Origin of the sequence: Peribacillus butanolivorans (assembly GCF_001273755.1) — a bacterium.
Classification (GTDB): domain Bacteria; phylum Bacillota; class Bacilli; order Bacillales; family DSM-1321; genus Peribacillus; species Peribacillus butanolivorans.
This window is the reverse complement of sequence record NZ_LGYA01000001.1, coordinates 3,179,177-3,203,578: the sequence shown is the minus strand read 5'-3', so window position 1 is coordinate 3,203,578 and position 24,402 is coordinate 3,179,177. Positions and strand designations below refer to the sequence as shown.

At 38.0% G+C, this 24,402-nt stretch carries 22 protein-coding genes and 1 other RNA gene; 20 read left to right on the top strand and 3 right to left on the bottom strand.

Going from position 1 to position 24,402, the window contains the following annotated elements:
• The first annotated feature begins 397 nt into the window (after window positions 1-397).
• From asnS to AKG34_RS14640, 4 genes are all read left to right on the top strand, one after another.
• The gene (asnS, locus tag AKG34_RS14655; protein WP_053346747.1) at window positions 398-1,690 is read left to right on the top strand and encodes an asparagine--tRNA ligase; all 1,293 of its coding nucleotides are present in this window, start codon (window positions 398-400) and stop codon (window positions 1,688-1,690) included.
• 115 nt (window positions 1,691-1,805) lie between these two features.
• Entirely contained in the window at window positions 1,806-2,501 is a 696-nt protein-coding gene (locus tag AKG34_RS14650) for a DnaD domain-containing protein (RefSeq protein WP_053346746.1), read from the top strand.
• Window positions 2,502-2,523: 22 nt separating this feature from the next.
• Entirely contained in the window at window positions 2,524-3,180 is a 657-nt protein-coding gene (gene nth / locus AKG34_RS14645; RefSeq protein WP_053346745.1) for an endonuclease III, read from the top strand.
• On the top strand, window positions 3,177-3,695 hold the full coding sequence (locus AKG34_RS14640) for a YpoC family protein (protein ID WP_053346744.1): 519 nt from the start codon (window positions 3,177-3,179) through the stop codon (window positions 3,693-3,695). The genes nth and AKG34_RS14640 overlap by 4 nt, the downstream gene beginning before the upstream one ends.
• A gap of 47 nt (window positions 3,696-3,742) precedes the next feature.
• Here AKG34_RS14640 and AKG34_RS14635 read toward each other — a convergent pair whose 3' ends face one another.
• Entirely contained in the window at window positions 3,743-6,460 is a 2,718-nt protein-coding gene (locus AKG34_RS14635; protein WP_083450806.1) for a PBP1A family penicillin-binding protein, read from the bottom strand.
• 28 nt (window positions 6,461-6,488) lie between these two features.
• Window positions 6,489-7,100, bottom strand: a complete 612-nt coding sequence (recU, locus tag AKG34_RS14630; RefSeq protein ID WP_083450805.1) for a Holliday junction resolvase RecU — start codon at window positions 7,098-7,100, stop codon at window positions 6,489-6,491.
• Window positions 7,101-7,246: 146 nt separating this feature from the next.
• Here recU and AKG34_RS14625 point away from each other — a divergent pair, with 146 nt between their 5' ends.
• From AKG34_RS14625 to AKG34_RS14610, 4 genes are all read left to right on the top strand, one after another.
• Window positions 7,247-8,224, top strand: coding sequence for a DUF2515 family protein (locus tag AKG34_RS14625; RefSeq protein WP_053346743.1), 978 nt, complete (start codon window positions 7,247-7,249; stop codon window positions 8,222-8,224).
• Window positions 8,225-8,558: 334 nt separating this feature from the next.
• Window positions 8,559-8,834 (top strand): hypothetical protein, encoded by a 276-nt coding sequence (locus tag AKG34_RS14620; protein ID WP_053346742.1) that lies wholly within the window; start codon window positions 8,559-8,561, stop codon window positions 8,832-8,834.
• Between the two features lie 69 nt (window positions 8,835-8,903).
• On the top strand, window positions 8,904-9,272 hold the full coding sequence (locus AKG34_RS14615) for a YppE family protein (RefSeq protein WP_053346741.1): 369 nt from the start codon (window positions 8,904-8,906) through the stop codon (window positions 9,270-9,272).
• Between the two features lie 78 nt (window positions 9,273-9,350).
• A complete protein-coding gene (locus AKG34_RS14610) occupies window positions 9,351-9,980 on the top strand; it encodes a YppG family protein (protein ID WP_053346740.1) in 630 nt (209 codons plus the stop codon).
• A gap of 77 nt (window positions 9,981-10,057) precedes the next feature.
• Here the strand turns inward: AKG34_RS14610 and AKG34_RS14605 are convergent, their stop codons facing one another.
• Window positions 10,058-10,522: an Hsp20/alpha crystallin family protein gene (locus AKG34_RS14605; RefSeq protein WP_053346739.1), complete on the bottom strand. Its 465-nt coding sequence runs from the start codon at window positions 10,520-10,522 to the stop codon at window positions 10,058-10,060.
• A 138-nt stretch (window positions 10,523-10,660) separates the two neighbouring features.
• On the opposite strand from AKG34_RS14605, the gene AKG34_RS14600 reads away from it, so the two are divergent.
• From AKG34_RS14600 to AKG34_RS14545, 12 genes are all read left to right on the top strand, one after another.
• The gene (locus tag AKG34_RS14600; RefSeq protein WP_053346738.1) at window positions 10,661-11,425 is read left to right on the top strand and encodes an alpha/beta fold hydrolase; all 765 of its coding nucleotides are present in this window, start codon (window positions 10,661-10,663) and stop codon (window positions 11,423-11,425) included.
• A gap of 123 nt (window positions 11,426-11,548) precedes the next feature.
• Window positions 11,549-13,849, top strand: a complete 2,301-nt coding sequence (locus tag AKG34_RS14595) for a DEAD/DEAH box helicase (RefSeq protein WP_053346737.1) — start codon at window positions 11,549-11,551, stop codon at window positions 13,847-13,849.
• 12 nt (window positions 13,850-13,861) lie between these two features.
• Entirely contained in the window at window positions 13,862-15,130 is a 1,269-nt protein-coding gene (locus AKG34_RS14590) for a ribonuclease H-like domain-containing protein (protein ID WP_053346736.1), read from the top strand.
• 468 nt (window positions 15,131-15,598) lie between these two features.
• A complete protein-coding gene (locus tag AKG34_RS29005) occupies window positions 15,599-16,105 on the top strand; it encodes a CotD family spore coat protein (protein WP_236694957.1) in 507 nt (168 codons plus the stop codon).
• Between the two features lie 68 nt (window positions 16,106-16,173).
• Window positions 16,174-16,725 (top strand): SLOG family protein, encoded by a 552-nt coding sequence (locus AKG34_RS14580; protein ID WP_053346735.1) that lies wholly within the window; start codon window positions 16,174-16,176, stop codon window positions 16,723-16,725.
• Between the two features lie 205 nt (window positions 16,726-16,930).
• Window positions 16,931-17,242, top strand: coding sequence for a cell division regulator GpsB (gpsB, locus tag AKG34_RS14575; protein ID WP_053346734.1), 312 nt, complete (start codon window positions 16,931-16,933; stop codon window positions 17,240-17,242).
• A 72-nt stretch (window positions 17,243-17,314) separates the two neighbouring features.
• Window positions 17,315-17,705, top strand: an RNA gene (gene rnpB, locus AKG34_RS27065) — RNase P RNA component class B.
• A gap of 875 nt (window positions 17,706-18,580) precedes the next feature.
• Window positions 18,581-18,928, top strand: a complete 348-nt coding sequence (locus AKG34_RS14565) for an EAL domain-containing protein (RefSeq protein WP_083450803.1) — start codon at window positions 18,581-18,583, stop codon at window positions 18,926-18,928.
• Between the two features lie 22 nt (window positions 18,929-18,950).
• Entirely contained in the window at window positions 18,951-20,099 is a 1,149-nt protein-coding gene (locus tag AKG34_RS14560) for a THUMP domain-containing class I SAM-dependent RNA methyltransferase (protein WP_053346732.1), read from the top strand.
• A gap of 193 nt (window positions 20,100-20,292) precedes the next feature.
• Window positions 20,293-20,493 (top strand): cold-shock protein, encoded by a 201-nt coding sequence (locus AKG34_RS14555; protein ID WP_034307871.1) that lies wholly within the window; start codon window positions 20,293-20,295, stop codon window positions 20,491-20,493.
• 231 nt (window positions 20,494-20,724) lie between these two features.
• Window positions 20,725-22,641, top strand: a complete 1,917-nt coding sequence (locus AKG34_RS14550; RefSeq protein ID WP_053346731.1) for an ATP-dependent DNA helicase — start codon at window positions 20,725-20,727, stop codon at window positions 22,639-22,641.
• 128 nt (window positions 22,642-22,769) lie between these two features.
• Window positions 22,770-24,284, top strand: a complete 1,515-nt coding sequence (locus AKG34_RS14545; protein ID WP_053346730.1) for a carboxypeptidase M32 — start codon at window positions 22,770-22,772, stop codon at window positions 24,282-24,284.
• The last annotated feature ends 118 nt before the right edge of the window (window positions 24,285-24,402 follow it).

Below are 24,402 nucleotides of genomic sequence, written 5' to 3'. Positions count from 1 at the left end.
AGAGCTAGAGATAAGGATGCGAATTAATAAATAGAAAGCGGGATTTGAAGCTCGTGAAAGGGTAAAGGATTATATCTAGAACAAAATTTAAATGGTGGATTTTATATATGGGGACAGTTCAATTGTCACCCCTATTAAATAGTATGTTTAGTCTATAAATTTTAAAAACAAAAGCTTGAAAATGACTATTGCATTTTGTATCAGCAAATACGTTAGTATATAAGTAATCTAACAAGTACAAGGGCAATAAGTTATCAAAAAAAGGATGAATAAAAAGAATATAAAAGAATTTTGGAACCTCTGATTTATGTGATTTATTTGCTTGTATGGAGGGCTATAGGTATAATAAGTAGAGTAAATTCCTTAGTAAGATAAGCTATTTTTGGAGGGAAATTCCGTGAAAATTACAATAAAAGAAGCTAGTAAATTTGTCAATCAAGAAGTGACCATTGGCGGCTGGCTTGCTAGCAAACGTTCCAGTGGGAAAATTGCTTTTCTTCAAATTCGTGATGGCTCGGGCTTCATACAAGGTGTGGTCGTGAAAGCAGATGTGGGCGAAGAAGTTTTCGCTCGTGCGAAAACGGTTACGCAAGAGACATCTATGTACGTCACAGGTGTCATTCAGAAGGATGAGCGCTCTCCGTTTGGATTTGAATTACAGGTAAAAGATATTGAAGTCATTCATGAATCAGTTGATTATCCGATTACTCCAAAAGCACATGGTCCTGAATTCTTAATGGATAACCGTCATTTATGGCTGCGTTCAAAACGTCAGCATGCTGTTATGAAAATTAGGAATGAAATCATTCGTGCTACCTATGAATTTTTTAATGAAGAAGGATTTGTTAAAGTCGATCCTCCAATTTTAACAGGAAGTGCTCCAGAGGGAACAAGTGAATTATTCGCGACGAAATATTTTGAAGAGGATGCATATCTTTCACAAAGCGGTCAGCTTTATATGGAAGCAGCAGCCATGGCATTAGGAAAAGTATTTTCTTTTGGTCCTACGTTCCGGGCAGAGAAATCCAAAACAAGACGTCATTTAATCGAGTTCTGGATGATTGAACCGGAAATGGCTTTCATTGAATTCAAAGAAAACCTGGAAGTTCAGGAGCAATTTGTCTCATCAATAATTCAGTCTGTATTGAAAAACTGTCAGCTTGAGTTGAATACACTAGGCCGTGACACAGCGAAGCTTGAACAAATTAAGGCTCCTTTCCCACGGATTACATATGATGAGGCAATTAAATTCCTACATGAACAAGGCTTTGAAGATATCCAATGGGGTGATGATTTTGGAGCGCCTCATGAAACAGCAATAGCAGAGAGTTATGAAAAGCCAGTATTTATCACTCATTATCCAACTAAAATTAAACCTTTTTATATGCAGCCAGATCCTAACAGGGAAGAAGTCGTCCTTTGTGCCGATTTGATTGCTCCAGAAGGATATGGTGAAATTATCGGTGGTTCAGAGCGGATTCATGATCAAGAACTGCTTGAACAGAGAATTAAAGAGCATGGCTTGAGTGAAGATGCTTACAAATGGTATATGGAGTTAAGAAAATATGGATCGGTACCGCATTCAGGCTTCGGTTTGGGCTTAGAACGGACAGTAGCATGGATTAGTGGAGTTGAACACGTCCGTGAAACTATTCCATTCCCACGCCTATTAAATCGATTATATCCTTGATTCCATGATAAAACGGTTATCTTGTCATATTTGGCAGATAACCGTTTTTTGTTAAAATTATAAGCTTATTCGTAAACCCTTATTCATGTTATACTTATTTAGAGGTGTCCATAACATGAATAAAGAACATTTATATGCGTGGTTTAAGGAAGGAACGATAACGATTCCATCCTTTTTGTTGACTAACTATAAGAAAATGGGACTAAATGAACAAGAAATGGTCCTATTACTTCAATTGCAAAGTTTTATTGATAAAGATAATCCTTTTCCTGCACCATCCCAACTATCTGAACGAATGACATTACAAGAATCGGAATGTCTATTTTTAATCCAACGTTTGGTTCAAAGAGGGTTTGTTGAAATGGTGGTTGAAAGTAATCAAGAAATCGGCCAGGAAAAATATTCGCTGGCTCCGCTATATGAAAAAATGATGGACTGCTTCTTAAAGTCTTTGAAACAGGCTGAATCCGCTGAGGTACAAAAAGCCGGGGAGAGTCTTTATACGATTTTTGAACAGGAGTTCGGGCGCCCATTATCTCCATTTGAATGTGAGACATTGGCAATGTGGATGGAAGATGATCATCAACCTGAAATTATTAAATCAGCTCTTAAGGAGGCTGTCATTTCTGGTAAATTGAATTTCCGTTACATTGACCGGATTTTATTTGAGTGGAAAAAGAATGGAATAAAAACCCTGGAACAAGCAAGGGAGCAAGGACAAAAATTTAGAGTGCATCAAAAAAGGGACCGGAAAATAGAGCCAACACAACCGATGAAAGATGTGCCCTTTTATAACTGGCTCGAGCAGTAATGTGAATTAAAGGAGAACGAACATGCTGAATAAAGCTCAAATTCGCTATTGTTTGGATACAATGGGTGAGATGTTTCCGGATGCCCATTGTGAGCTGAATCATTCCAATCCATTTGAATTGGTGATTGCTGTTGCCCTGTCAGCTCAATGTACGGATGTATTAGTTAATAAGGTTACTAAGGATCTATTTCAAAAATATAAAACGCCTGAGGATTACATAAGCGTCCCGATAGAGGAGTTGGAAAATGACATTCGCTCAATCGGGTTGTTTCGTAATAAGGCTAAGAATATCCAAAAGTTGTCACGAATGCTGATTGAGGAATACGACAGGGAAGTTCCACGTGATCGTGATGAGCTTACTAAATTACCTGGTGTAGGCCGAAAGACAGCCAATGTAGTCGTATCGGTCGCGTATGACGTGCCAGCGATTGCGGTTGATACCCATGTAGAGCGTGTTTCCAAGCGACTGGGATTATGTCGCTGGAAGGACAGTGTGCTTGAAGTTGAGAAAACATTAATGGTCAAGATACCAAAGGAAGAATGGTCTGTTACGCACCACCGGCTGATATTCTTTGGACGCTATCATTGCAAGGCCCAGTCACCAAGATGTGAAACCTGCCCGCTTCTAGAGCTGTGCCGTGAAGGGAAAAAAAGAATGAAAAGGATAGAGGTCAAATGACGCAATTGCTTTCATTAAGAGTGCCTGCTGAATTAAAACATCCTTTGTTTTTTTCTAATGAGGAAACCATCTTGGAAAAAGAAGACTATAATGAGTGGAATTGTTTGATTCAACTCGAGAATTTCCCATATGAGTTACTTTTTTATAATAAAGTAGAGTCTTATTTACCTTGGAAAGATGGAGATGGGCATGTCCCGGAACTACTGGAAAAGTGGAAGAAAATCGAAGCTGAATGCGGTCTGATATTTTCAGAGAGGAAAGCGGGACAGGCTTTGGAACCCATGAAGCAGGGAATTGGTTTATTTTTATCGGCAGTCTATTGGATGCATGGAATGCCAGTTGTAATGAGTGCTTGGCAGGGACAGATAAAGGACTTTACTTATATTCCAGTCAATTTGGTTGAAAGGCTTTCTTTTATCCTTGCAAGACCTGCTTTTTTTCATTCGTATAGGCAGCTCAGTGAATTGTTTAGGGAGTTTGAAAAACAATATGTAAAGTCTAGAATTAAAAAATAAGAACGATAAAAAACGTCTAAGCTTAAAGCTTAGACGTTTTTTATTTGTTAGTCTTTATTTTCTTTATCTGGTTTATCTGGGTCAGGAGTGGGGTCAGGAGTCTCGACTGGTTTTTCTGGTTTATTCTCCTCTACTGTTCCAGGTTCAGTATCTCCTTCATCAACAACGTCTTCGTCGTCTTTGTTGCCATTACCATCATCTTTGTTGCCATTGTTATTGCCGTTTCCATTTTCGTTACCATTTCCATTTCCATTATCGGTGTTGCCATTGCCGTTGTCCTCGCCTTGATTCTCTTTGCCTTGATTGTCCTCGCCTTCGGTTGGAGTTTCTTGTTCCAGATTTTCATCTTCGGCTGGTTTTTCAATATCCTCGTCTGTTTTCTCAGGTTCTTTCGCTTCTGCAGGAATTTCCACAGAGGTACTAGCAGGATCACTTTGTTGGTTATCCACTAAAGCTACCACTGAGAAAGTATATTTACTTCCAGGGGTTGGATTAGGGATCGTTAAACTAGTATCCTTCGATTTTTTTAATACGCTCTGTGCTCCGCCATCAACGGACATCTTAACCTCGAATTGGGTTTTCCCATTACCTTTAGGATATGACCATGATAGATTGATTTCATTACTTTCCTGATTGTAAGAACCGTTAATGCCAGGTGAGTCCATTTTCTTATATTCTGTCGTCACTTGTGTTGGCTGGTGTCCTTTAACATAATATTCATAAGTGATTTTATCACTTGGCGTATATTCATTGGCTTTAATAGCTGGATTTGAGCCTTTTATGACTCCAACCTTCACAACACTGTCAGGTTGTTCAAAGTCTTTAGTTTCCTTTGAGTTCGCCATATATTCCATTAAATTCTTAAATATTGCTTTTGGAATTCTTTGAGATGAATCACCCAGATATTCCATTTTTCCACCTGGGGCGTTGTCATAACCGGCCCATACTGCGACTGTATAATTGGTTGTATAACCCGCCATCCAGCTATCTTTTACACCGGAAGATGGGATGTTGTTCTTTGCACGCTGTTCAGGCGTGAAATTGGTTGACCCCGTTTTACCGGCTACCGGGAGATTAGGTATATTGGCTAACCTTCCTGTTCCATAAGGTTCTTTCATGACACTTTTCAGCATGTCCGTCACGATAAAAGCAGTTGAATCTTTCATTACAGGTTTCGTTTCCATTTTGTTTTTGATCGTAGTTTTATCACGTAAAACAATTTTTTTCACTGTATGCGGTTTGTTATAGATTCCGCTGTTACCGAATGTGCTGTATGCTCCGGCAAGTTCTAGTGTGGAAACATCTTTGCCACCGCCAATTGCAGCGGATTCGGTGATTTCCTTATCAAAAGGAATGCCCAGGTCTACAGCAAAATCACGTGCCCGGTCCAAGCCGACTGCTTGAAGCGTTTTTAAGGCAGGGATATTTAATGACCTTGCCAGTGCATCACGAGTTGTAACTGTACCATAATGGCGCCCTGAAGCATTTTTAAGCGGTGTTCCGTCACTGTAGGTATATTCCTCATCCTTGATTTGATGGTAGGTGGACCAATTTAAATATTCTACTGCAGGACCATAATCCAGAATTGGCTTAATGGTCGAACCAGGTGAACGCTTGGCATCCGTTGCATAATTCCAGCCGCGCTTAACCGTTGTATTCCTACCGCCGCCTACTGCTTTAATTTCACCCGATTGTGTATCAAGCAAGGTAAGGCCGGCTTGAAGGTCCTTACTTGGGTAATTGATGACTTCATCACTATTTAGCATTTTATAAACATATTCTTGGGCGTCTTTATCAATAGTCGTTTGTATTTCTAATCCATCTGTAAAGACGTTATAGTCTCCCATATCCCCGACTTCCTCAATTACTAAGTCGATAAACGCATCATAAGCTGTCGTGTCTATTTGACTTTTATCAACTTCTTGAAGTCCTTCAGCAATATCGATATTTTGAGCATCTTTCATTTCCTTCTCGGATATATAACCATGTTTATTCATTAAATGAAGTACAATATCGCGACGTTCTTTTGCACGTTCAGGATATTTATATGGATCATAACGGCTTGGACTTTGCGGTAATCCAACAAGCATGGCCGCTTCGTTTAATTTCAATTCACTTAAATCTTTTCCATAATATGTTTGAGATGCAGTCAAAATCCCATTTGCACGGTTTGCAAAGAAAATTTTATTAACATACATTTCAAAAATTTCATCTTTTGTATACTTTCTTTCAAGCTGTATGGATAGCCACATTTCTTGGACTTTCCTTTTAATAGTTTTATCAGGCGTTAAATAAGAACGTTTGATAACTTGTTGGGTTAAAGTACTAGCACCCTCTGAGCCAAATCCATTTTTGACGTTGGCGATGACTGCGCTACCCAGACGTAAAAAATCAACCCCGTGATGTTTATAAAAGCGGGAATCTTCTGTTGCCAGGAAGGCTTCTTTTACAAGATCAGGTATATCTTCATAATTGACATAATCCCGGTTCTCTCTGCCAACCTCTGCCAGTAATTTACCATCTTCATCAAGGATTTTTGAAGTAACTGGATCTTTTAAAAGCTTTTCATCAAGTTTGGGAGCATCACTTATAAAGTAAGCTAATGCAGCACCTCCAGTGACTAAGCCGATAATTCCAATTGTAACGAGTATAAGAAAAATGCGCTTGAGCATGCTTGCTGACTTTTTCGGCCCATTTTTTGGTGCCTTTTTCTGAGTCTGCCCCTGCTTTCGGCGTTCTTCTCTAGTATTATATTTTTCAGCCATTACAGCTAACCTGCCTTTCTAAAAAAAACTAAAAATTTTCTGCGATTAGTAAATCTACTACTTTAATATAGTCAATTCTCGGTTGAAAGCCAAGAGTAATCTTTTCTGAACTACTTTCGACCTCTTGGAGAGTAATAGATTTGCGTCCGCCGTCTTTCATTCTTTTCCAATAAAAACCTAGTTGTTCAGAACTCATTAAATATATATCATCCGTAGCAGAAAAACGGATGATTACAAATGCAATTCCGTCATGCTGAACGATATGTTTCATATGTTCAATTTGATGGTCATGAAAATTCTTAAGAGGGAAGGAACTGCTGTTTTTCGTTTCCTTTGCCTCAAAATCAATGTACTTTCCTTTATAAACACCATTGTAATCGGTAGTCGATGCTTGTTTGAAGTATGCTTCTTTAATAACAGCGGCACTTCTTTTCGGGTAGTGAACATCGACAATTTGAATAGGTGTTGGTTTTTTATGAATGACGGCAATACCGTGTGCTAAATAATACTGATTGGTTTCGTTCAAATCATCTTCTAATGTTTTTCCCCGGTTGCTATAACTGATTTTATTAAGTGGGCTTTTCTTTTCTTCCATTGCCTGCGGTACAAATCTTCGTCCGTTGGGATAATGAAATGCCACTTTTACCCCTCCTTTTTTTCACTTATCTATATTAGCAAAAAAAGAATCTAAAATGTGAATAAAAAGAATTGTTTCTTAGAACGATAGGATTTAAGTACAACAAAATTGTCACATTTTATCCTTCTTGAAAGGTTGGGAGCATTAGTATGCGAATTCCAAAGACGGAAATGCAATTACTCTACTCCATAAAAGTTCAAACTGCAAAAGGGAATAGAGATAATATATCAAGAACTAAAGCATATGAACAATTTTTTAATGTTCATCCAGAAATCCAATGGTCCTTTTTGGCAGGTATGGTTTCCCGAAATGCAGGCTGGAATATGTGTGATCTTGAAGGGATTTGGTTTTCTCATTTACTTAGTTCTAAATACAGACTTCAATTATTCCTTACATATGAAGAAGCGAATTGGCGTATTTTCCAGGATGCTTATCCACAATTACTGCTCTATCATTATTCGACGAAGTATGGGCGTCCTTTGTTTCACTTATGTCATTATTTTTTTATTACCAAATTTATGACAAAACAATGGAAATCTTTTTGGAAACATAGAAATCGCGAAAAATTAGTCACTGCTCTAATAATAAATGAACAAAATATCATTGAAAAACCGGTTATTAAAAAGCAATCTTTCGTATTTCATTCATTATTATTTTTGCTGCAGGACTGGATGCATTTTAGTACTGTATTATTTCCTACTTGCAATGGGAAATTGTATGGTTCGTCCGTTTCGCATTTTAGAAATATCGATGAAAGAATTAATTTGGGGAAAAAATTGGCTAATCTTTTATTTTCTAAGGAGTTGTTTCCACAATTTCATGAATTTTCCTGCCGCACTGAGCCAACCGGAGCCCGCTTCGATTATGAACAATATCGAAAAAGGCCTAGGTACCACGAGACACCGATGCTGCGGGGAGTTTATCCAATCATCCATCATAAGGCAGAAAAGATTGAACAGTGGGATTCAAATAAAAAAATTAAAAAGGAGTGGTTTATAAAACCTGAATGGGAGGAAGACCCTATGTTGACCGACTGGTATGACCATAAACAAAAACAGCTACACACAGCCGTCATGGTCAAAAATTGGTTTTTTAATAAAATGACAAACAGGGAAGGCATTGATTAAGCCTTCCCTGTTAATGGTGATGCAAGTGTTACAGCCTTAGGTAGAGGGCCGGTTTTCTCCACTAAGTTTCGGATTTCCCGTTCCTGCCTTGTTGGTGGGCGGCTTTTGTCGTTTTTCGTTTTCTTTCTGTCTGCTTTCATTCGACTGCATAAAATTCACCTCCTGTCTGTATTTTTGTTTAAAACTCCATTCTTCATTCTGCCATTGTTGTCGAAGGTCCCAATAAATTAAGTGAATAGCACTTTCTTTGCCGATTCCCTTCTAGTTTTGTCAACGTTGAAGGGCTTTCTAATAAAAAAAAGAATAGTACAGGTAATGAATGGGAGGGGTCAGCATGGTCAATAATAGTGTCGCAACAGAGGAAATACTAAGGATGATAGCTGAGATCAGTACCAGTCTGGACTGTTTGGAAAATTCATATGGAGAAACTGTTAATACAGTAAGGTGTAAACTATGGGCAGAGCAGTATACATTAGTAAATGAAGCCCAGGAGGCCATTGAGAAAGCAGAAGATTATTGGATTAATACTGAAAAAGAAAACCATTCTTATTCCATTACACTAGATAAATCCAAAAGGACGCACAAGATTTTAGCTGAAGTGCAGTTTTAAGCCAACAGGATTTCATTTTATAAGGAACTAGATTATACTATTGGAAACAAATGTGCGGAGGAATTTATTGTGCAAAAAGAAAATCTTCAAAGATTAACTGAACAATTATTGAATTATGCGGTTAAAGCAGATGATATATATGAAAATGTACGTAGGGAAGGAAAAGAAAAGGATTTCTTTTCTGAGGTTAAGCCGTTTGCAGATCAAGTCAGAACCGTTTGTATGGATTGGGAAAGCGGAATGAAGGAGTGGATGAAAGAAACGGAGTTTAAACATCTTTTCCCCGAGCAAATTGAACAAACAGCACATAACCTTTCTGATGTAGCCGTTCAGGCATTTTTTCCAAAAACCAGTTACAAGCGATTTAAAAGTCATGTCCAATCGGTAGTGTTTATTCTTAATAATGTAAAATCAGAAATCGATCGGATATTATCATAAAAACACCTACACTATATTTCCTCTTTTTTCATATATTATTGGAACCATGCCATGAATAATGAGGAGGGCTCATTGAAAATGATGAGATCCGGTTATAACCAAGTCTCCCCTAGTCAAGAACATTATCCTCAATCAATATCAGAATACTGGGGAGGATACCAGCAGCCTATGCTGTATCCTCAGCCCAGTAATCAAGAACCATATATGTATCCTTATCCACCCCAGGAAAAAGGGGGCTATATGCCGACAAATCATGACCCATATCAACAGGCGGCCTATCATCCGTTTCAACAAATGCAGCAACAGGTGATGCCTGTGGGAGCGTTTCCAGGCAACAGTGTAATGCAGCCAATGCAGCCGCCAATGCAGTCGATGCAGCCAATGCAGCCAATGCAGTCGATGCAGCCAATGCAACTGCAGCCCTATCAGCAGCAACATCAGCCTCAAGCTTTTAGTCCGTTTGATAACCCGCTCCAGCCGGCTAAACGTCCCCCACATAATCAGCAGCAGGCTCACAATCCATATCCAAAGCAGCAATTCATGCAAAAACAGCAGCCATCGGGTATCAAGTCGGTTATGAATCAATTCAAAACACAAGATGGATCCATGGATATAACGAAAATGATGAACACAGCTGGACAAATGATGAATACAGTCTCTCAAGTTTCTTCAATGGTCAAAGGAGTAGGGGGCTTCTTCAAAGTTTAGATGTTGAATAAAGTAAAAGCAGACTTACAAGTGACCCAGCCACTTAATTAAGTCTGCTTTTTAATTGCTTAAAAAGATTAATCATTGATTTCAATTCGATTTCCCTTAACCTTGGGTAAATGTAGAGTGAGAATGCCATCGCGATGTCTTGCTGTTACTTTTCTCTCATTAATTGGTTTTGGAAAGGAAATGGTTCTAGATAATCGGCTTGCTGACAGATCTTTCTGAAACAATCCTTGAGGTTTATGTTGCGTAGCAAGGCTATCTACATGATTTGCCGAGATGGTTACCGCCTGGGTCAACAAATCAATGGAAATTTGGCTGCGTGCAATTCCGGGCAAGCTAGCAGTGAGGATATATTCGGAATTCGTCTCATGAAGGTCGACCGGAAAGCTTCGTTCTTTTGCTGAACCAAAGAAATCATCAAGTGATTGCAGCATGCCTTTGGGTCTCTCGGAAAACAATCGATCCATCTTTTGAATAAAATGGGTAAAAGGCTCATTTCTGCCCTTGTGGTTATTATTTTTTTCAGAAGAGGTCATCACGGTGCTCCTTTCTAAAAATTCCTTTGCATATAGGCTATGTAGAGACTTAATATGTGTGAATCAAAGAAAGGTTTAGATATAGGGAGGAAGGGAATAACGTTACTAAATGATTATTTTTAGAAAAGAGGGATAGAGATGAATAAAAGTAACAAGCTTTCTTACATAGATAGCGGGGAAGGTAAAAACACGTTGCTATTTATCCATGGATTTTGCGGAAGTCATGGGTATTGGCGGGACATCATTAGTGGTTTAAAAGATAAATATCGAGTTATTGCCATTGATTTACCAGGTCATGGTGCAAGTGAGTCACTAGGGGCATCTTTCACGATTGAAGATATGGCAGTGAATATTGCTGCATTTTTAGATGAACAGCAAATCAATCAGGTTTACATGTTCGGTCATTCGCTCGGAGGTTATATCACATTGTCATTTGCTGAGCAGTTTGCTGAAAAATTGAGTGGTTTCTCCCTCATTCATTCCACCGCATTGCCTGACGATGAGGCTGGGAAGGAAGGGCGGTTAAAATCTGTTGAAAAAATTGAAATTGACGGGATCCCTGCCTTTATTGATGGACTTGTACCGAAGCTTTTTGCTAAATCTGATGATCCTAACATTGAAAATGCAAAAGAAATAGGTTATAAAACAAGTGAAAGTGGAGCAATCGGTTCTTTGCATGCTATGAGGAAAAGGAGAGACCGAAATCATGTACTGAAAGATACAAAGCTACCGGTCCTTTTGGTTGCAGGTGAACAAGATAAGGTTATTCCTGCTAATAAAACCTTTACTGTAAAAGGGGATCATATTAAAGAAGTTATCCTCAAAGGAAGCGGGCATATGGGGATGTTGGAAGCTCCAGGCAAACTTGCCGAAGAAATTATACGTTTTGTCGAAGGAAAATAAGTGAAGAAATAACAAGTAGGAACACGGGACTTTACCGTTTCCTGCTTTTTTTTTGTAAAAGGAAATAGTTTCCCTTTTGTACAGAACGTTCATTCGGTAGAATAGGAGTATGAGGTGGGTTATATGAAACTGCGAAAAAATTTACAAGAAGTTATCACTGGTTTAAAAACAAATGAGGAATTTAAAGATAATATTGTTCACTGGCAAGTTATTGACGAGAAAGAGGCAAAAATCGTCTCTTTCCCAGATCAAATAGATGATAAAATCAAGCAGGCTCTTAATAAACGAGGGATAAATGGGTTGTATACCCATCAGGCGACTGCTTTTGAGACTGCTGTGAGTGGTAAAAGCCTTGTGGCTGTCACACCGACAGCTTCTGGTAAAACGTTATGCTATAATTTGCCAGTTCTTCAAAAAGTACTTGAAGATGAAAAAACAAGAGCACTTTATATTTTTCCGACAAAAGCATTGAGTTATGATCAAAAAAGTGAATTGAACGAAATGATTAATGAGATGGAAGCTGATATAAATAGTTATACGTACGATGGAGACACACCATCCAATATAAGGCAAAAAATACGTCAGGCAGGGCATATTGTGATTACCAACCCTGATATGCTCCATTCGGGAATCCTGCCGCATCACACGAAATGGGTTTCTTTATTTGAGAATTTAAGGTATGTGATCATCGATGAACTTCATATATACCGAGGCGTTTTTGGAAGTCATACGGCAAACGTCATTAGAAGACTAAAACGAATCTGCCAGTTTTATGGAAGTGATCCTGTATTCATCTGTACATCTGCGACAATCAATAATCCAAAAGAGTTGGCTGAGGAACTTACGGAAAAAGAGATGGTTCTTGTCAATAACAATGGAGCACCGAGCGGAAAAAAACATTTTGTGTTTTATAATCCGCCAGTAATTAATAAACCGCTTAATATTCGAAGAAGTGCGGTGTTGGAAGTCAGGAAACTCGCAAATGAGTTTTTGAAAAATAAGATTCAAACAATTGTTTTCGCTCGAAGCAGGGTCCGTGTGGAGATTTTACTTACCTATTTACAGGAACTAGTGTCCAAACAGTTGGGCCCAAAATCGATCCGAGGTTATCGCGGAGGTTATTTGCCAACACAGCGTAGAGAAATTGAAAAGGGGCTGCGGGATGGTTCAATTTATGGTGTGATCTCTACGAATGCTCTTGAGTTAGGGGTTGATATAGGTCAGCTTCAGGTTTGCATCATGACTGGCTACCCTGGATCAATATCGAGCGCCTGGCAGCAGGCAGGACGTGCAGGTAGAAGGCATGGGGAAGCTTTAATCATCATGGTCGGCAGCTCTAGTGCTCTTGATCAGTATATCGTGAAGCATCCTGACTATTTCTTTACGAGAAATCCGGAAACCGCAAGAATTAATCCAGATAATCTCGTAATCTTGGTTGATCATATCAAATGTGCAGCATATGAGCTTCCTTTTAAAAAAGGAGACGCCTTTGGCAAGGCGGAGATTATGGACGTTCTTGAATTTCTGACAGAAGAAAGAGTTTTACACCAAAATGGCGATAAATGGCATTGGATGAATGACGCATTTCCGGCGAGCAATATCAGTCTTCGTTCTGCAGCACAGGAAAATGTCGTCATCGTCGATCAAACGAATGCCCCAGACAATAGGGTCATCGGAGAAATGGATACGTTCAGTGCGATGACCCTTCTTCACGATGAAGCAATTTATTTGCATCAAGGAATACAATTCCAAGTGGAAGAATTAGATTGGGAAGAAAAGAAAGCGTATGTACGTGAAGTCAATGTGGACTATTACACGGATGCTAACCTTGCTGTTCAGTTATCTGTCTTGGAAGTGGATAAACAGCAAACATTCTCTTCAACTACAGCAGCTTTTGGAGATGTCTCTATCCGGGCGATGCCTACAATATTCAAAAAAATTAAATTTGAGACTCATGAAAATATTGGATCAGGGCCAATCAGCCTCCCAGAATTGGAACTTCATACGAGTTCTGCCATGCTTTCCATGGAACCTGATATTTTTGAATGGGATGAAAATCGAATCGAGCAAGGAATGATAGGTGCCTCACATGCGCTGAATTACATGATTCCGCTTTATGTAATGTGCGATCCCCATGATATTCATGTGTATCCACAAGTTAAAGCAGCACATAATGAAAAACCCACCATTTTTATTTATGACAGTTATCCAGGTGGAATAGGACTAAGTGATAAAGTGTTTGAAAATGCTGCGGTCATTTTGTTGGAAACAAAATCAATGATCGAAAATTGTTCTTGTGAAAACGGCTGTCCTTCCTGTATCGGAACGGAATCTGCTTCGAAGACAGCCAAAAGTGATGCTAAGCGGTTATTGGATCTGTTTTGTAAGGAAAACCATGCATCAAATGCAGGGGTATGTGAATAGAGGTGCAGTATTTTGTCATTAAAAAATAAATTGAATCGTATGAAAACACATATGAACTTAGAACCAGTGAACAATCCTTCTCCTATAGAGGAAGATAGCCCGACAGTAAATACAGATATTCCTTTTTATGATAAGTGGCTGGAGAACGGTACCGTTTCCTTTCATTTCGATGATGACTATTGTTTCATCCGTGAAGTCCGCTATCCCCTTAATCATAAGCATGGGTTGTATTCATTTTCTGAGTTGAAAAAGATTGTGAAAGAATGGAATCAAACTTCATTAGCGCATCCCCTTTCCGCTAAAGGTGTAAAAAGCGAAGAACTCTTTTTCTTCGATACCGAAACAACAGGGCTTGGCGGTGGTGCCGGAAATACAATTTTTTTACTAGGTTATGCCTATTTAGAAGGTGAAGAAGTGGTCGTAAAACAGCATATCTTGCCACAGCCTGGTAGTGAAATACCGCTTTACCAAAGCTTTCTGGAAAACATCAATTATGAAACCCTTGTCACATATAATGGTAAATCATTTGATTGGCCGCAGTTAAAAACCAGACATACCTTGATAAAGGAACATGTTCCAAAACTGCCTGAATTCGGACATTTTGATTTGTATCATGCTTCAAGACGCCTTTGGAAAAACAAATTAGAACGTGTAAAATTATCCGTTGTCGAAACAGACATTTTAGGTGTACATAGAGAGGATGATATTCCTGGATATTTGGCGCCGATGATTTACTTTGATTTCGTTGAAAGAAAGAACCCGGAAATTTTGTTTGGAATCATGAAGCATAATGAAGTGGATATTTTATCACTAATCACTCTGTATATTCACTTGTCCCGGAAAATTCTTCAAATAGATGGATATACGGAAGAGTCGATGGAAATTGCACGCTGGCTCGATTATCTAGGAAAAAAAGAGGAATCGGTTGAGACCTATCAAAGAATATTGGAAGTAGGAAGTGAGGAAGATCGGATTATAGCTGGCCATGCTTTAGCCTTTCAGAAAAAGAAGCAAAAGCAATTCAATGAAGCGTTGGAGATTTGGAAGGAAGTTGCTTTAAAAGGGGATTTTCATTTAAGGATACAGGCTCAGATTGAATGTGCAAAATTATTCGAACATCAATTTAAGGACATCGCTTCAGCAATAAATTGTAGTAGAAATGCGCATCAAGAGATGATGAGGACAGAGAATGGCAGCCATCTAGGAAAAAAAATCTTGGATCTGGAAAAAAGGATTCAAAGACTCGAGAGGAAAAAAGGTTCTAAGGGTAGACTTGTATAATATAGATAGTCTTAAATTGGAATCTACATAGTCAATAAATAGGTGATTATGAAATTAAAAAAAATGGTTACAAATATTGTAGCATTCAGTCATTATGTGTAAAATGGTAATGGTTGAGGGTGAAATTCTGAAACATTCATTTCATGCCTTACATCATTTAAATTCAAGGTGAAAGCGGAGCGGAGAAATGTATAAAACGACTTTATTTCTATTTTTTGTTGTCCTTTGTTTAACGATTGTTTTATTTACATCATTAAAAGAAAGTTTCTACTCCTTATTATAAGAAATTCACTCTGCAAGCACTTTTGTAGGGCTATCATATATAACGATGTGTACTTTAGGTTGTCGCATAGAGTTTTATACTTATTACGTATAAATAGGTCTTTTCATCAGTACACGTAGCCCCTTTTTTTCATAGTCTATAATGGTAAGACCAAAATTATCATGACGAAAGGGGACGTAATATAAATGAATTTTCGTAATTGTGGAGGACACAAATCCAATGTTATGGGAACATCCAATGTAATGGGTGCATCGAATGTTATGGGAGCATCAAATGTAATGGGTGCTTCAACTGGAAAAAAACCTTCCCATGTAATGGGAGCTTATACTAGTCCGATGGCTGGCGGTTATCCGACTGCGGTATCTCCAGCGCAATATGGTCCGATGGCTGGCGGTTATCCGACTGCGGTATCTCCAGCGCAATATGGTCCAACACAAGCACTTCCATCTCAAGTAGCCCCAGCACAGGTATCTCCAACGCAGCAATATGTTAATACAAACGTTTCGAACACAGTGATACCTGTCGTTCACCCATCACATACTACAACCGTTAATAAACATGTAAACACGTATAAACATTACTTTCCACATACTCAATCTGTAGTGAATGAGTGTTACACTCAAAACTTTATTTGTGGAAGGCCGCAACACCATCACCATCATTGCTGCCCACCTGGGCATTTCGGATATTGAAATTTAAGGGCTTATTTTAAGCCCTTATCTTCTTACATAATCATGTGAAAAGGGAGATTAGCCAAGTAATGAAGGTTTTGTATATAACTGGCTACAAAGCTTTTGAATTGGGAATATTTAAAAATGATCATGAAGCAGTAAAATATATAAAAAAAGCAATTAAGCAACGTCTTTTACCATTGGTGGAAGAGGGGTTAGAATGGGTAATTATTTCAGGCCAGTTAGGAACGGAACTATGGAGTGCAGAAGTAGTATTCGAGATACAGGAAGAATATACCCAGCTTAAATTAGGGGTACTTACTCCCTTCCTGAAACAGGAAGAGTCATGGAACGAGACGAATCAAGACTATTACCGTTCCATTTTAGCACGCGCTGATTTTATAGAATCCATCTTCAAAAAACCGTATGAAGGACCACAACAGCTGAAAACTAAAAATCGTTATATGGTCCATAAAAGTGATGCCATGCTAATCATTTTTGATCCCGAAAAAGAAGGATCCGCCCAATATCCTTATTACGAAGCAATGAAAAAAGCGGAAACTCAACTATACCCTATTTTACAGATAAGCTTTGATGATCTGCAACTGGCTGCAGAAGAAGACAGTTGGTCCGAAGATTAGCACAGTAAAAATAATTATGGACTAAAAGTTGTTTCAAAAGCATATTCATATTATGATGAAAATTAGATACAGATTTATGGGAGTACATATCGGGCACTAAAAAAAGTATGACGTATAAAAAAAGTGTTTCGTTGACAAACCCAAGTAGATTTGAAAAAATAATAAAAAGTCGATTGTATTGGCGAAAGTATTGAGGTGAAGTCTTATGCTATCCGATAAGATAAAATTAACGGCTAAAGATATTCTTGAAAAAGATTTTAAAACAGCCATAAAGGGTTATAAACCTGAGGATGTGGATCAATTTCTGGATCTAATCATTAAAGATTATGAAGTGTTTCATCAGGAAATTGATGATCTTAAACAAGAAAATCTTAAATTAAAAAAACAGGCCGAAGAGAGTACAAAACGTCCGAGCCAACCTGCACCTGGTGCCACTCCGGGTACCACTAACTTTGATATCCTTAAACGGTTATCCAACTTGGAAAAGCACGTATTTGGAAACAAGCTTTTTGATTAATGTTTTTAAAAGGTAGAATAATTTGTATTGTGTTTTCTTGAATAATGTATTATAATCAATAATGTTATGTTAACGTTTGGGTAATTGCTGCTGCATTTTTTTGCAGTAGAGGAAAGTCCATGCTCGCACGGACTGAGATGTCCGTAGTGTTCGTGCCTGGCGAAAAAATAAGCTTGGGCAGCAGTCTTGGATTGCTGACGGCTGGGAAAATGCCTAAGTCCTTTTGGATATGGCATGAATACCTATAAAAGTGCCACAGTGACGGAGCCTTTACAGAAATGTAAAGGGTGGAACGAGGTAAACCCCACGAGCGAGAAACCCAAATTAATGGTAGGGGCGCTTTCTTCCTTGGAATTGAACGAGGAGAAGGACAGAAGCTATGCTTCTGTAGATAGATGATTACCGCCGAAGTACGAGACGTGAGTCGCTTGCAGTACTGAGGAACAAAACATGGCTTACAGAACGTTACCATATAACACTTAAAGCACAACTCTCCTTTTTAAAAGGAGAGTTTTTGTTTGTGGAAAAATTGTCCATTTTAAAATTTCCCTCAATATCTTAACACTAGAGGTGCAAAATACCTTATCATAGAAGTTAAATTGACTTTGTGAAGGTATTCGAAGATTATGTGAGTGACATAAATGAACAGGTCAGTACTCTAGAGTTTTTTTAATTTACTAATACTTTTATACAGCAATATGATATGTATAGTGATTCACCAGTGATTTTCCATAAAGGGAGAGTTCTTTACCTTATGGTTAAGGTTCCCACATTTCCGAAGAGTCGAATCGGGATGTGTATGACGTTGCTCTATTTTTGGACATTACCGATCGAAAAAAAGATCAGTTTCAAAAGTGGTCAGTAAGACATATTGATGGGTACGGCAATGTTAACTCTAAATCATGAGTATAATAATAATAACTTTCAAAAGGTATAATCAATACCGTTCTGTGTTAAACTTGGATCTTGACTGCAATTGAAAGAAATGAGTTGCAGGTACATTATCTTCCGCAAGTTCACTTGGAAACAGGAGATGTAATTGGGTTGGAATACATATCAGCTTGGAGAGTTCATTTCTTTTCCAAAAGAGACAGGCCTTGTTAACCTAAATCAGCCAGTTGGTTATAAAATGAACTTGTGAGTATGTTAAGTAATTCCATATTTCTGGGTATCCTAATTACAAGGTTTGCATCAACATTTCTAGTTTGTATTTTAACAGGAATAATGTTAGAAAAAGGTATTGTCCTTATTGAAAATAAGAACATTTCCCAATTGCGCAAGGATTGAAACTGATGGAGAGCAGAATTATGGCAAATGCAAAAGGGTTCTGTTGAATAATTGGTTATTCTTAAAAAACAGGGGATCACTTTGTCTATCAATGATCTTGGTACTGGTTATTCTTCCTTAAGTTATATTAAATGGTTTCCGATTGATACAATGAAAATTTATCAAAGTTTTACTGAAAAGTTGATCAATTATAAAGGTGACTTGCTCATTGTAAAAGATACCATCACGATGTCGAAGACACTTAATCTGGAAATCATTGCTGAAGTCGTTGAACATAAAAAGCATGTAGACTTTTTGAAAAAGCAAAAGTGTGATATCATTCAAGAGTTTTACTTGTCAAAACCGCTACCTGTTACTGAATTAAAAAAATTTGGAAATGCGGGAACCGATTTTGATTAATGGAAAGTAGGTGCATGAAGAAATGAAACAATTCGATATTATTGCAACATCAGCAATGGGATTGGAATCAATTGTTGCCAAGGAAGTTCGGGATCTTGGCTACGATTGTCAAGTGGAAAACGGGAAAATTATGTACAAAGGGGACCAATCAGCCATTGCTCGCTCTAATTTGTGGCTGCGCAGTGCAGACCGTGTGAAAATTAAAGTCGCTGAATTTAAAGCTTATTCTTTTGATGAGCTGTTTGAAAAAACAAAAGCCTTGAACTGGGAAGATTACTTATCTGCAGACGTTGAGTTCCCTGTAAGTGGTAAATCAGTTAAATCGCAGCTTTACAGTGTCCCTGATTGTCAGGCTATCGTTAAAAAGGCGATTGTTGATAGATTGAAAAGTAAATATAAACAAGTATCTTGGTTTGAAGAAACAGGTCCTTTGTTTAAAATTGAAGTTTCTATCTTAAAAGATGTAGTGACACTTACCATGGACACATCAGGTGCAGGACTTCATAAGCGCGGATATCGCACAGGGCAGGGGGAAGCGCCCCTTAAAGAAACTTTGGCGGCTGCATTGATCATGCTGACTAATTGGAAACCGGATAAACCTTTCATTGACCCATTTTGTGGATCTGGAACTATTCCTATTGAAGCTGCATTGATTGGGCAGAACATCGCTCCTGGTTTTAACCGGGAATTTGTTTCTGAAAGCTGGGCTTGGATGGACAGTAAGGTTTGGGATGAAGCGAGAATTGAAGCTGAAGATTTAGCGAATTATGATCAGTATTTAGACATAACAGGTTGTGATATTGATCATCGCATGGTTGAAATTTCAAAAGCCAATAGTTTTGAAGCAGGACTTGGAGATCTTGTTGAGTTCAAACAAATGCAAGTGAGAGATATCTCGACCAGGAAAGAATATGGTGTTATTGTGGGGAACCCACCCTATGGTGAACGTCTAGGGGAGAAAAAAGCTGTTGAACAGATGTATAAAGAAATGGGGCAGGCCTTCAAGAAGCTTGATACTTGGTCAGTGTACATGATTACCTCGAACCCTGACTTTGAACAGTTTTATGGTAAGCCTGCAACTAAAAAAAGGAAGTTGTTCAATGGATTCATCCGAGCGGACCTTTATCAGTATTGGGGAAAACGGCCGCCAAAACAACCGAGAAATGATTAAATAGGTATAATATAATGGAAAATTTAGAATAGTCAGGACGTTTTATTCATAATAGGTTCCAGTCTTGCTTATCATTTCCTTTTCTGTTATTCTAATAATGAATTATTTTTGTTCAGATTTAAGGAATACCTTAATATTCAATGAGCAAGGATAGTAATATAATGTGTGGCGAACACACTAGGAGGCAACAAAAATGGAACAAGGTAAAGTAAAATGGTTTAACGCAGAAAAAGGTTTTGGATTCATCGAACGTGAAGGTGGAGACGATGTATTCGTACATTTCTCAGCTATCCAAGGCGAAGGTTTCAAAACACTTGAAGAAGGCCAAGATGTTACATTTGATGTAGAACAAGGTCAACGTGGACCACAAGCATCAAACGTAAACAAAGCTTAATTCAACTAAATAGTACTTACAGACAGGCTCTCATGAAGAGCCTGTCTTTTATTTTACGAGTTGGGAGCGCTTGCTTACATACATAGAAGATGCAGTATATACGGGAAAATTCATTTCTTGTAGAAAGGTAAATAACTTGACTATCAATGTAGAATAAAGGATAATATACTTTTGCCTAGATAAGTTATTATACGAAATTTTATATACTGATGATAGATAAAAGGGGAGACCATGATGCTTAAAACACTGCCTTTTTCGGTTACAAAGGAAGATTCTTTTTACGATAAGCTTTCAGAATGGATCGGTGATGTTTTTTACGATATTCTTCCCGAAAAAGGATTTGAGCTGCGTGACGAACAAATCTTCATGGCTTTTCAATTAGAAAAAGCCTTTAAAGAAAAGAATGTAAGTTTTGCGGAAGCTGGTGTAGGGACTGGTAAGACATTGGTCTATTTACTATATGCCATTTGTTATGCCCGATATACTAATAAACCGGCAATTATTTCTTGTGCAGACGAAACATTGATTGAACAGCTTGTCAAAGAAGAAGGCGACATTCAAAAAATTAAGAACGCATTAGGTATTGAAGTGGATGTTCGTCTTGCCAAATATCATGATCAATATGTATGCCTTAAGAAATTGGAGTATGCAGTGAATCATGAAGATTCAGAGGGAATAGATCAGCTCTATGATGAACTTCCCAAGTTTGTCCATGATAATTCATCCATGAATGCTTATACTGCTTACGGGGACCGTAAACAATATCCATATTTGAATGATGAAGACTGGTCAAAAGTAGGCTGGGATCAGCTTCAAAACTGTTTTACGTGTGATAAACGCCATCGTTGTGGACAAACCCTTTCACGAGACCACTACCGAAAATCAAGTGATTTGATCATTTGTTCACATGACTTCTTTATGGAGCATGTTTGGACAAAAGAAAAACGTAAGCGTGAAGGACAGTTACCGTTATTGCCAGAACATAGCTGTGTAGTCTTTGATGAAGGCCATTTATTGGAGTTTTCTGCTCAAAAGGCACTAACGTATAAAGTTGGTGAACAAACTCTTGCTTCGGTTTTAGAATTGCTAACAGCCAACCAGGTGCGTGAAGAAACGCTTTACATCATTGAAGACTTAATTGACATTAATGAAGAGTTTTTCGATTTGCTTGATGAAAAGGCCATTCATGTTAGTGGTTCTAATCGGTATGAAATTCCGATGTCCAAAGAAATTACAAACTTTGCACAAAAGCTTCATAAAAAGGTTGAAGAGTTAGAAGAAAACCTTGTTTTTGAAGCGGAAATGTACACGATTAATGACTATGATTTAAAGGTGACAGAAGAATACTTAGAACAGCTAGGATACTCACTTTCTCTATTTGTGAAGGATGAACAGGCGGTATCATGGTTTGAAGAAAATGAAATGACAAAAACATTGGTCATTATGCCAAGGCTTGTACAAGATATTTTGTCTGAACAAGTTTTTTCTAAAAAAATCCCTTACATTTTTTCTTCGGCAACATTATCTGATAATAAATCGTTCCAATACATTGCAGATAGCTTAGGGATAGATAAGTATGATAGCTTCTCTGTTGAATCGCCTTTTGATTATGATGAAGTCATGAAAATGAATATGCCAGTCTTTGAAAATGGAGACAAATTGGCTAAACTTAATTATACAATGAAGACGATTGAGGAAAATGAAGGTAGAACTCTAGTATTATTCCAATCAAAAGAAGAATTGCTATGGTTCAAGGAAAACAGCCAGAAAACAGCATATCCCTTTTATTTTGAAGGTGAAGCGGAGATTAGCGATCTTGTTAAAAAGTTTCAAGAAGATGAGCAGTCTGTTCTGTTCTCCTATCATTTATGGGAAGGACTCGATGTTCCGGGGGCTTCATTACAAAATGTAGTGATACACTCGCTTCCATTCCCGCCACATGATCCTGTATTCGAGGCCAAACGCAACTCAGTTACTAATGCTTTTGAAGAAGTGGATCTTCCATATATGCTTCTTCGCTTGCGTCAGGGAATCGGACGTTTAATCCGTACCAGCAATGACTCGGGGTCCGTACAGATTTTGATTGAGAAGGATCTTTCGGAACAGGTGAAAGATAAAATTATTTCTGTTCTTCCAGTAACGCTATAATTATTCTTTTTTGAGAGTCAAGGGGCAAAGCCGACCTTGGCTCTTATTTTATTTTTAAGCTGCTGGTAGTTCTGATATGAAAACTTTTTGTATAATATGGTAAAGTGTAGATGGAAGGGGCATTGAATATGAAAAAGGGTATTAATCTGATAGAAAAAGAATTTCAAGAATATGTAAAGAAAATTTCAGCCTATAATGAAGCCCTCGCATTAATTAATTGGGATTTACGTACAGGTGCACCAAAAAAGGGAGTAGAGCAGCGTTCTGAAGTTATTGGGGTACTTTCCTCTGAAGTTTTCAATATGATTACAAGTAAAGAGATGGAATGCTTCATCGACGACCTTACAACAGAGGAAGCTTCTCTTAGTGAAACGACGAATAAAATGGTTCAAGAATGTAAAAAAGAGTTTGAAAGGAATAAGAAAATCCCAGCAGACGAATTTAAAAAATTCGTTATTTTACAATCCCGGTCTGAAAGTGCATGGGAAGAGGCAAGAGAAAAGGCCGATTTTTCGATATTTCAACCTTATCTGGAACAGATTGTCGCATATACCCGTAAATTCGTTGAATATTGGGGATATGAGGGTCAGAAATATAATACCCTTTTAGATATGTATGAACCAGGTATGACCGTGGACATTCTTGATAAGGTATTTAATCAACTGCGGGAAAGTATAGTTCCTCTTGTAAAACAAATAGCCGAGAGTAAACATCAACCTGAAACAGCTTTCCTTTATAAAGAATTCCCGAAAGAACAACAGCATCAACTCAATCTTCGAGTTTTAAAACAGCTTGGATACGATTTCAAGGCTGGTAGGCTTGATGAAACTGTCCACCCATTTGCGACTGGAATCAACAGAGGTGATGTAAGGGTGACGACCCGCTATGATGAATATGATTTTAGGGGTGCAATTTTTGGTACGATTCATGAATGTGGACACGCTATTTATGAACAGAATATCGCTGAAGAGTTAACGGGGACACTGCTAGATGATGGGACGTCAATGGGAATCCACGAATCTCAATCATTGTTTTTTGAAAATTTTATTGGACGGAACTATAGTTTCTGGAAAAATAAATACCCTCTTTTAAAAGAGTATGCACCAGATCAATTTGCTGATGTGAAACTTGATGACTTTTACCGTGGCATTAACGAATCAAAACCGTCCTTCATCCGTATTGAAGCTGATGAACTGACATATCCTTTACATATTATGATTCGTTATGAACTGGAGAAAGCACTTTTTAATGGAGAACTTGAAGTGAAGGATTTACCGGAGGTTTGGAATAAAAAATACAAGGAATACTTAGGGATTGTACCTGAAGATGATGCCATGGGCGTTCTACAAGATGTACATTGGTCAGACGGCAGCTTTGGTTACTTCCCATCCTATGCATTAGGGTATATGTATGCGGCCCAAATCAAGCAGGCTATGCTTAAAGATTTGCCGGACTTTGATGATTTGTTGGCATCCGGTGATATTGCTCCAATTAGATCATGGCTTAATGAAAAGATACATCAATACGGAAAAACTAAAAAGCCGCTTGAGATTTTGAAAGAAACAACAGGGGAAGGCTTAAACGTGCAGTATTTAATAGATTATCTTGAAAGTAAGTATAAGGAAGTTTATAAAATTAAATAAAATCTTCAAATAAAAAAACCTTGGCAAATCTGCCAAGATTTCAGACTGTAGACAAACTCGATGAAAATCGAGTTTGTCTACAGTTTTTTTGAGGGGTTGTAAAAATTCGAACGGAACG

What these genes read in the sequence shown, in the direction of transcription:
- AKG34_RS14650 (WP_053346746.1), top strand. Translation starts at nt 1,806, where the DNA reads ATGAATAAAGAACATTTATATGCGTGGTTTAAGGAAGGAACGATAACG.
- AKG34_RS14560 (WP_053346732.1), top strand. Translation starts at nt 18,951, where the DNA reads ATGAAACAATTCGATATTATTGCAACATCAGCAATGGGATTGGAATCA.
- AKG34_RS14595 (WP_053346737.1), top strand. Translation starts at nt 11,549, where the DNA reads ATGAAACTGCGAAAAAATTTACAAGAAGTTATCACTGGTTTAAAAACA.
- AKG34_RS14600 (WP_053346738.1), top strand. Translation starts at nt 10,661, where the DNA reads ATGAATAAAAGTAACAAGCTTTCTTACATAGATAGCGGGGAAGGTAAA.
- AKG34_RS14610 (WP_053346740.1), top strand. Translation starts at nt 9,351, where the DNA reads ATGATGAGATCCGGTTATAACCAAGTCTCCCCTAGTCAAGAACATTAT.
- AKG34_RS14580 (WP_053346735.1), top strand. Translation starts at nt 16,174, where the DNA reads ATGAAGGTTTTGTATATAACTGGCTACAAAGCTTTTGAATTGGGAATA.
- gpsB (WP_053346734.1), top strand. Translation starts at nt 16,931, where the DNA reads ATGCTATCCGATAAGATAAAATTAACGGCTAAAGATATTCTTGAAAAA.
- nth (WP_053346745.1), top strand. Translation starts at nt 2,524, where the DNA reads ATGCTGAATAAAGCTCAAATTCGCTATTGTTTGGATACAATGGGTGAG.
- AKG34_RS14620 (WP_053346742.1), top strand. Translation starts at nt 8,559, where the DNA reads ATGGTCAATAATAGTGTCGCAACAGAGGAAATACTAAGGATGATAGCT.
- AKG34_RS14640 (WP_053346744.1), top strand. Translation starts at nt 3,177, where the DNA reads ATGACGCAATTGCTTTCATTAAGAGTGCCTGCTGAATTAAAACATCCT.
- AKG34_RS29005 (WP_236694957.1), top strand. Translation starts at nt 15,599, where the DNA reads ATGAATTTTCGTAATTGTGGAGGACACAAATCCAATGTTATGGGAACA.
- AKG34_RS14555 (WP_034307871.1), top strand. Translation starts at nt 20,293, where the DNA reads ATGGAACAAGGTAAAGTAAAATGGTTTAACGCAGAAAAAGGTTTTGGA.
- AKG34_RS14605 (WP_053346739.1), bottom strand. Translation starts at nt 10,522, where the DNA reads ATGACCTCTTCTGAAAAAAATAATAACCACAAGGGCAGAAATGAGCCT.
- AKG34_RS14545 (WP_053346730.1), top strand. Translation starts at nt 22,770, where the DNA reads ATGAAAAAGGGTATTAATCTGATAGAAAAAGAATTTCAAGAATATGTA.
- AKG34_RS14635 (WP_083450806.1), bottom strand. Translation starts at nt 6,460, where the DNA reads ATGGCTGAAAAATATAATACTAGAGAAGAACGCCGAAAGCAGGGGCAG.
- AKG34_RS14550 (WP_053346731.1), top strand. Translation starts at nt 20,725, where the DNA reads ATGATGCTTAAAACACTGCCTTTTTCGGTTACAAAGGAAGATTCTTTT.
- AKG34_RS14625 (WP_053346743.1), top strand. Translation starts at nt 7,247, where the DNA reads ATGCGAATTCCAAAGACGGAAATGCAATTACTCTACTCCATAAAAGTT.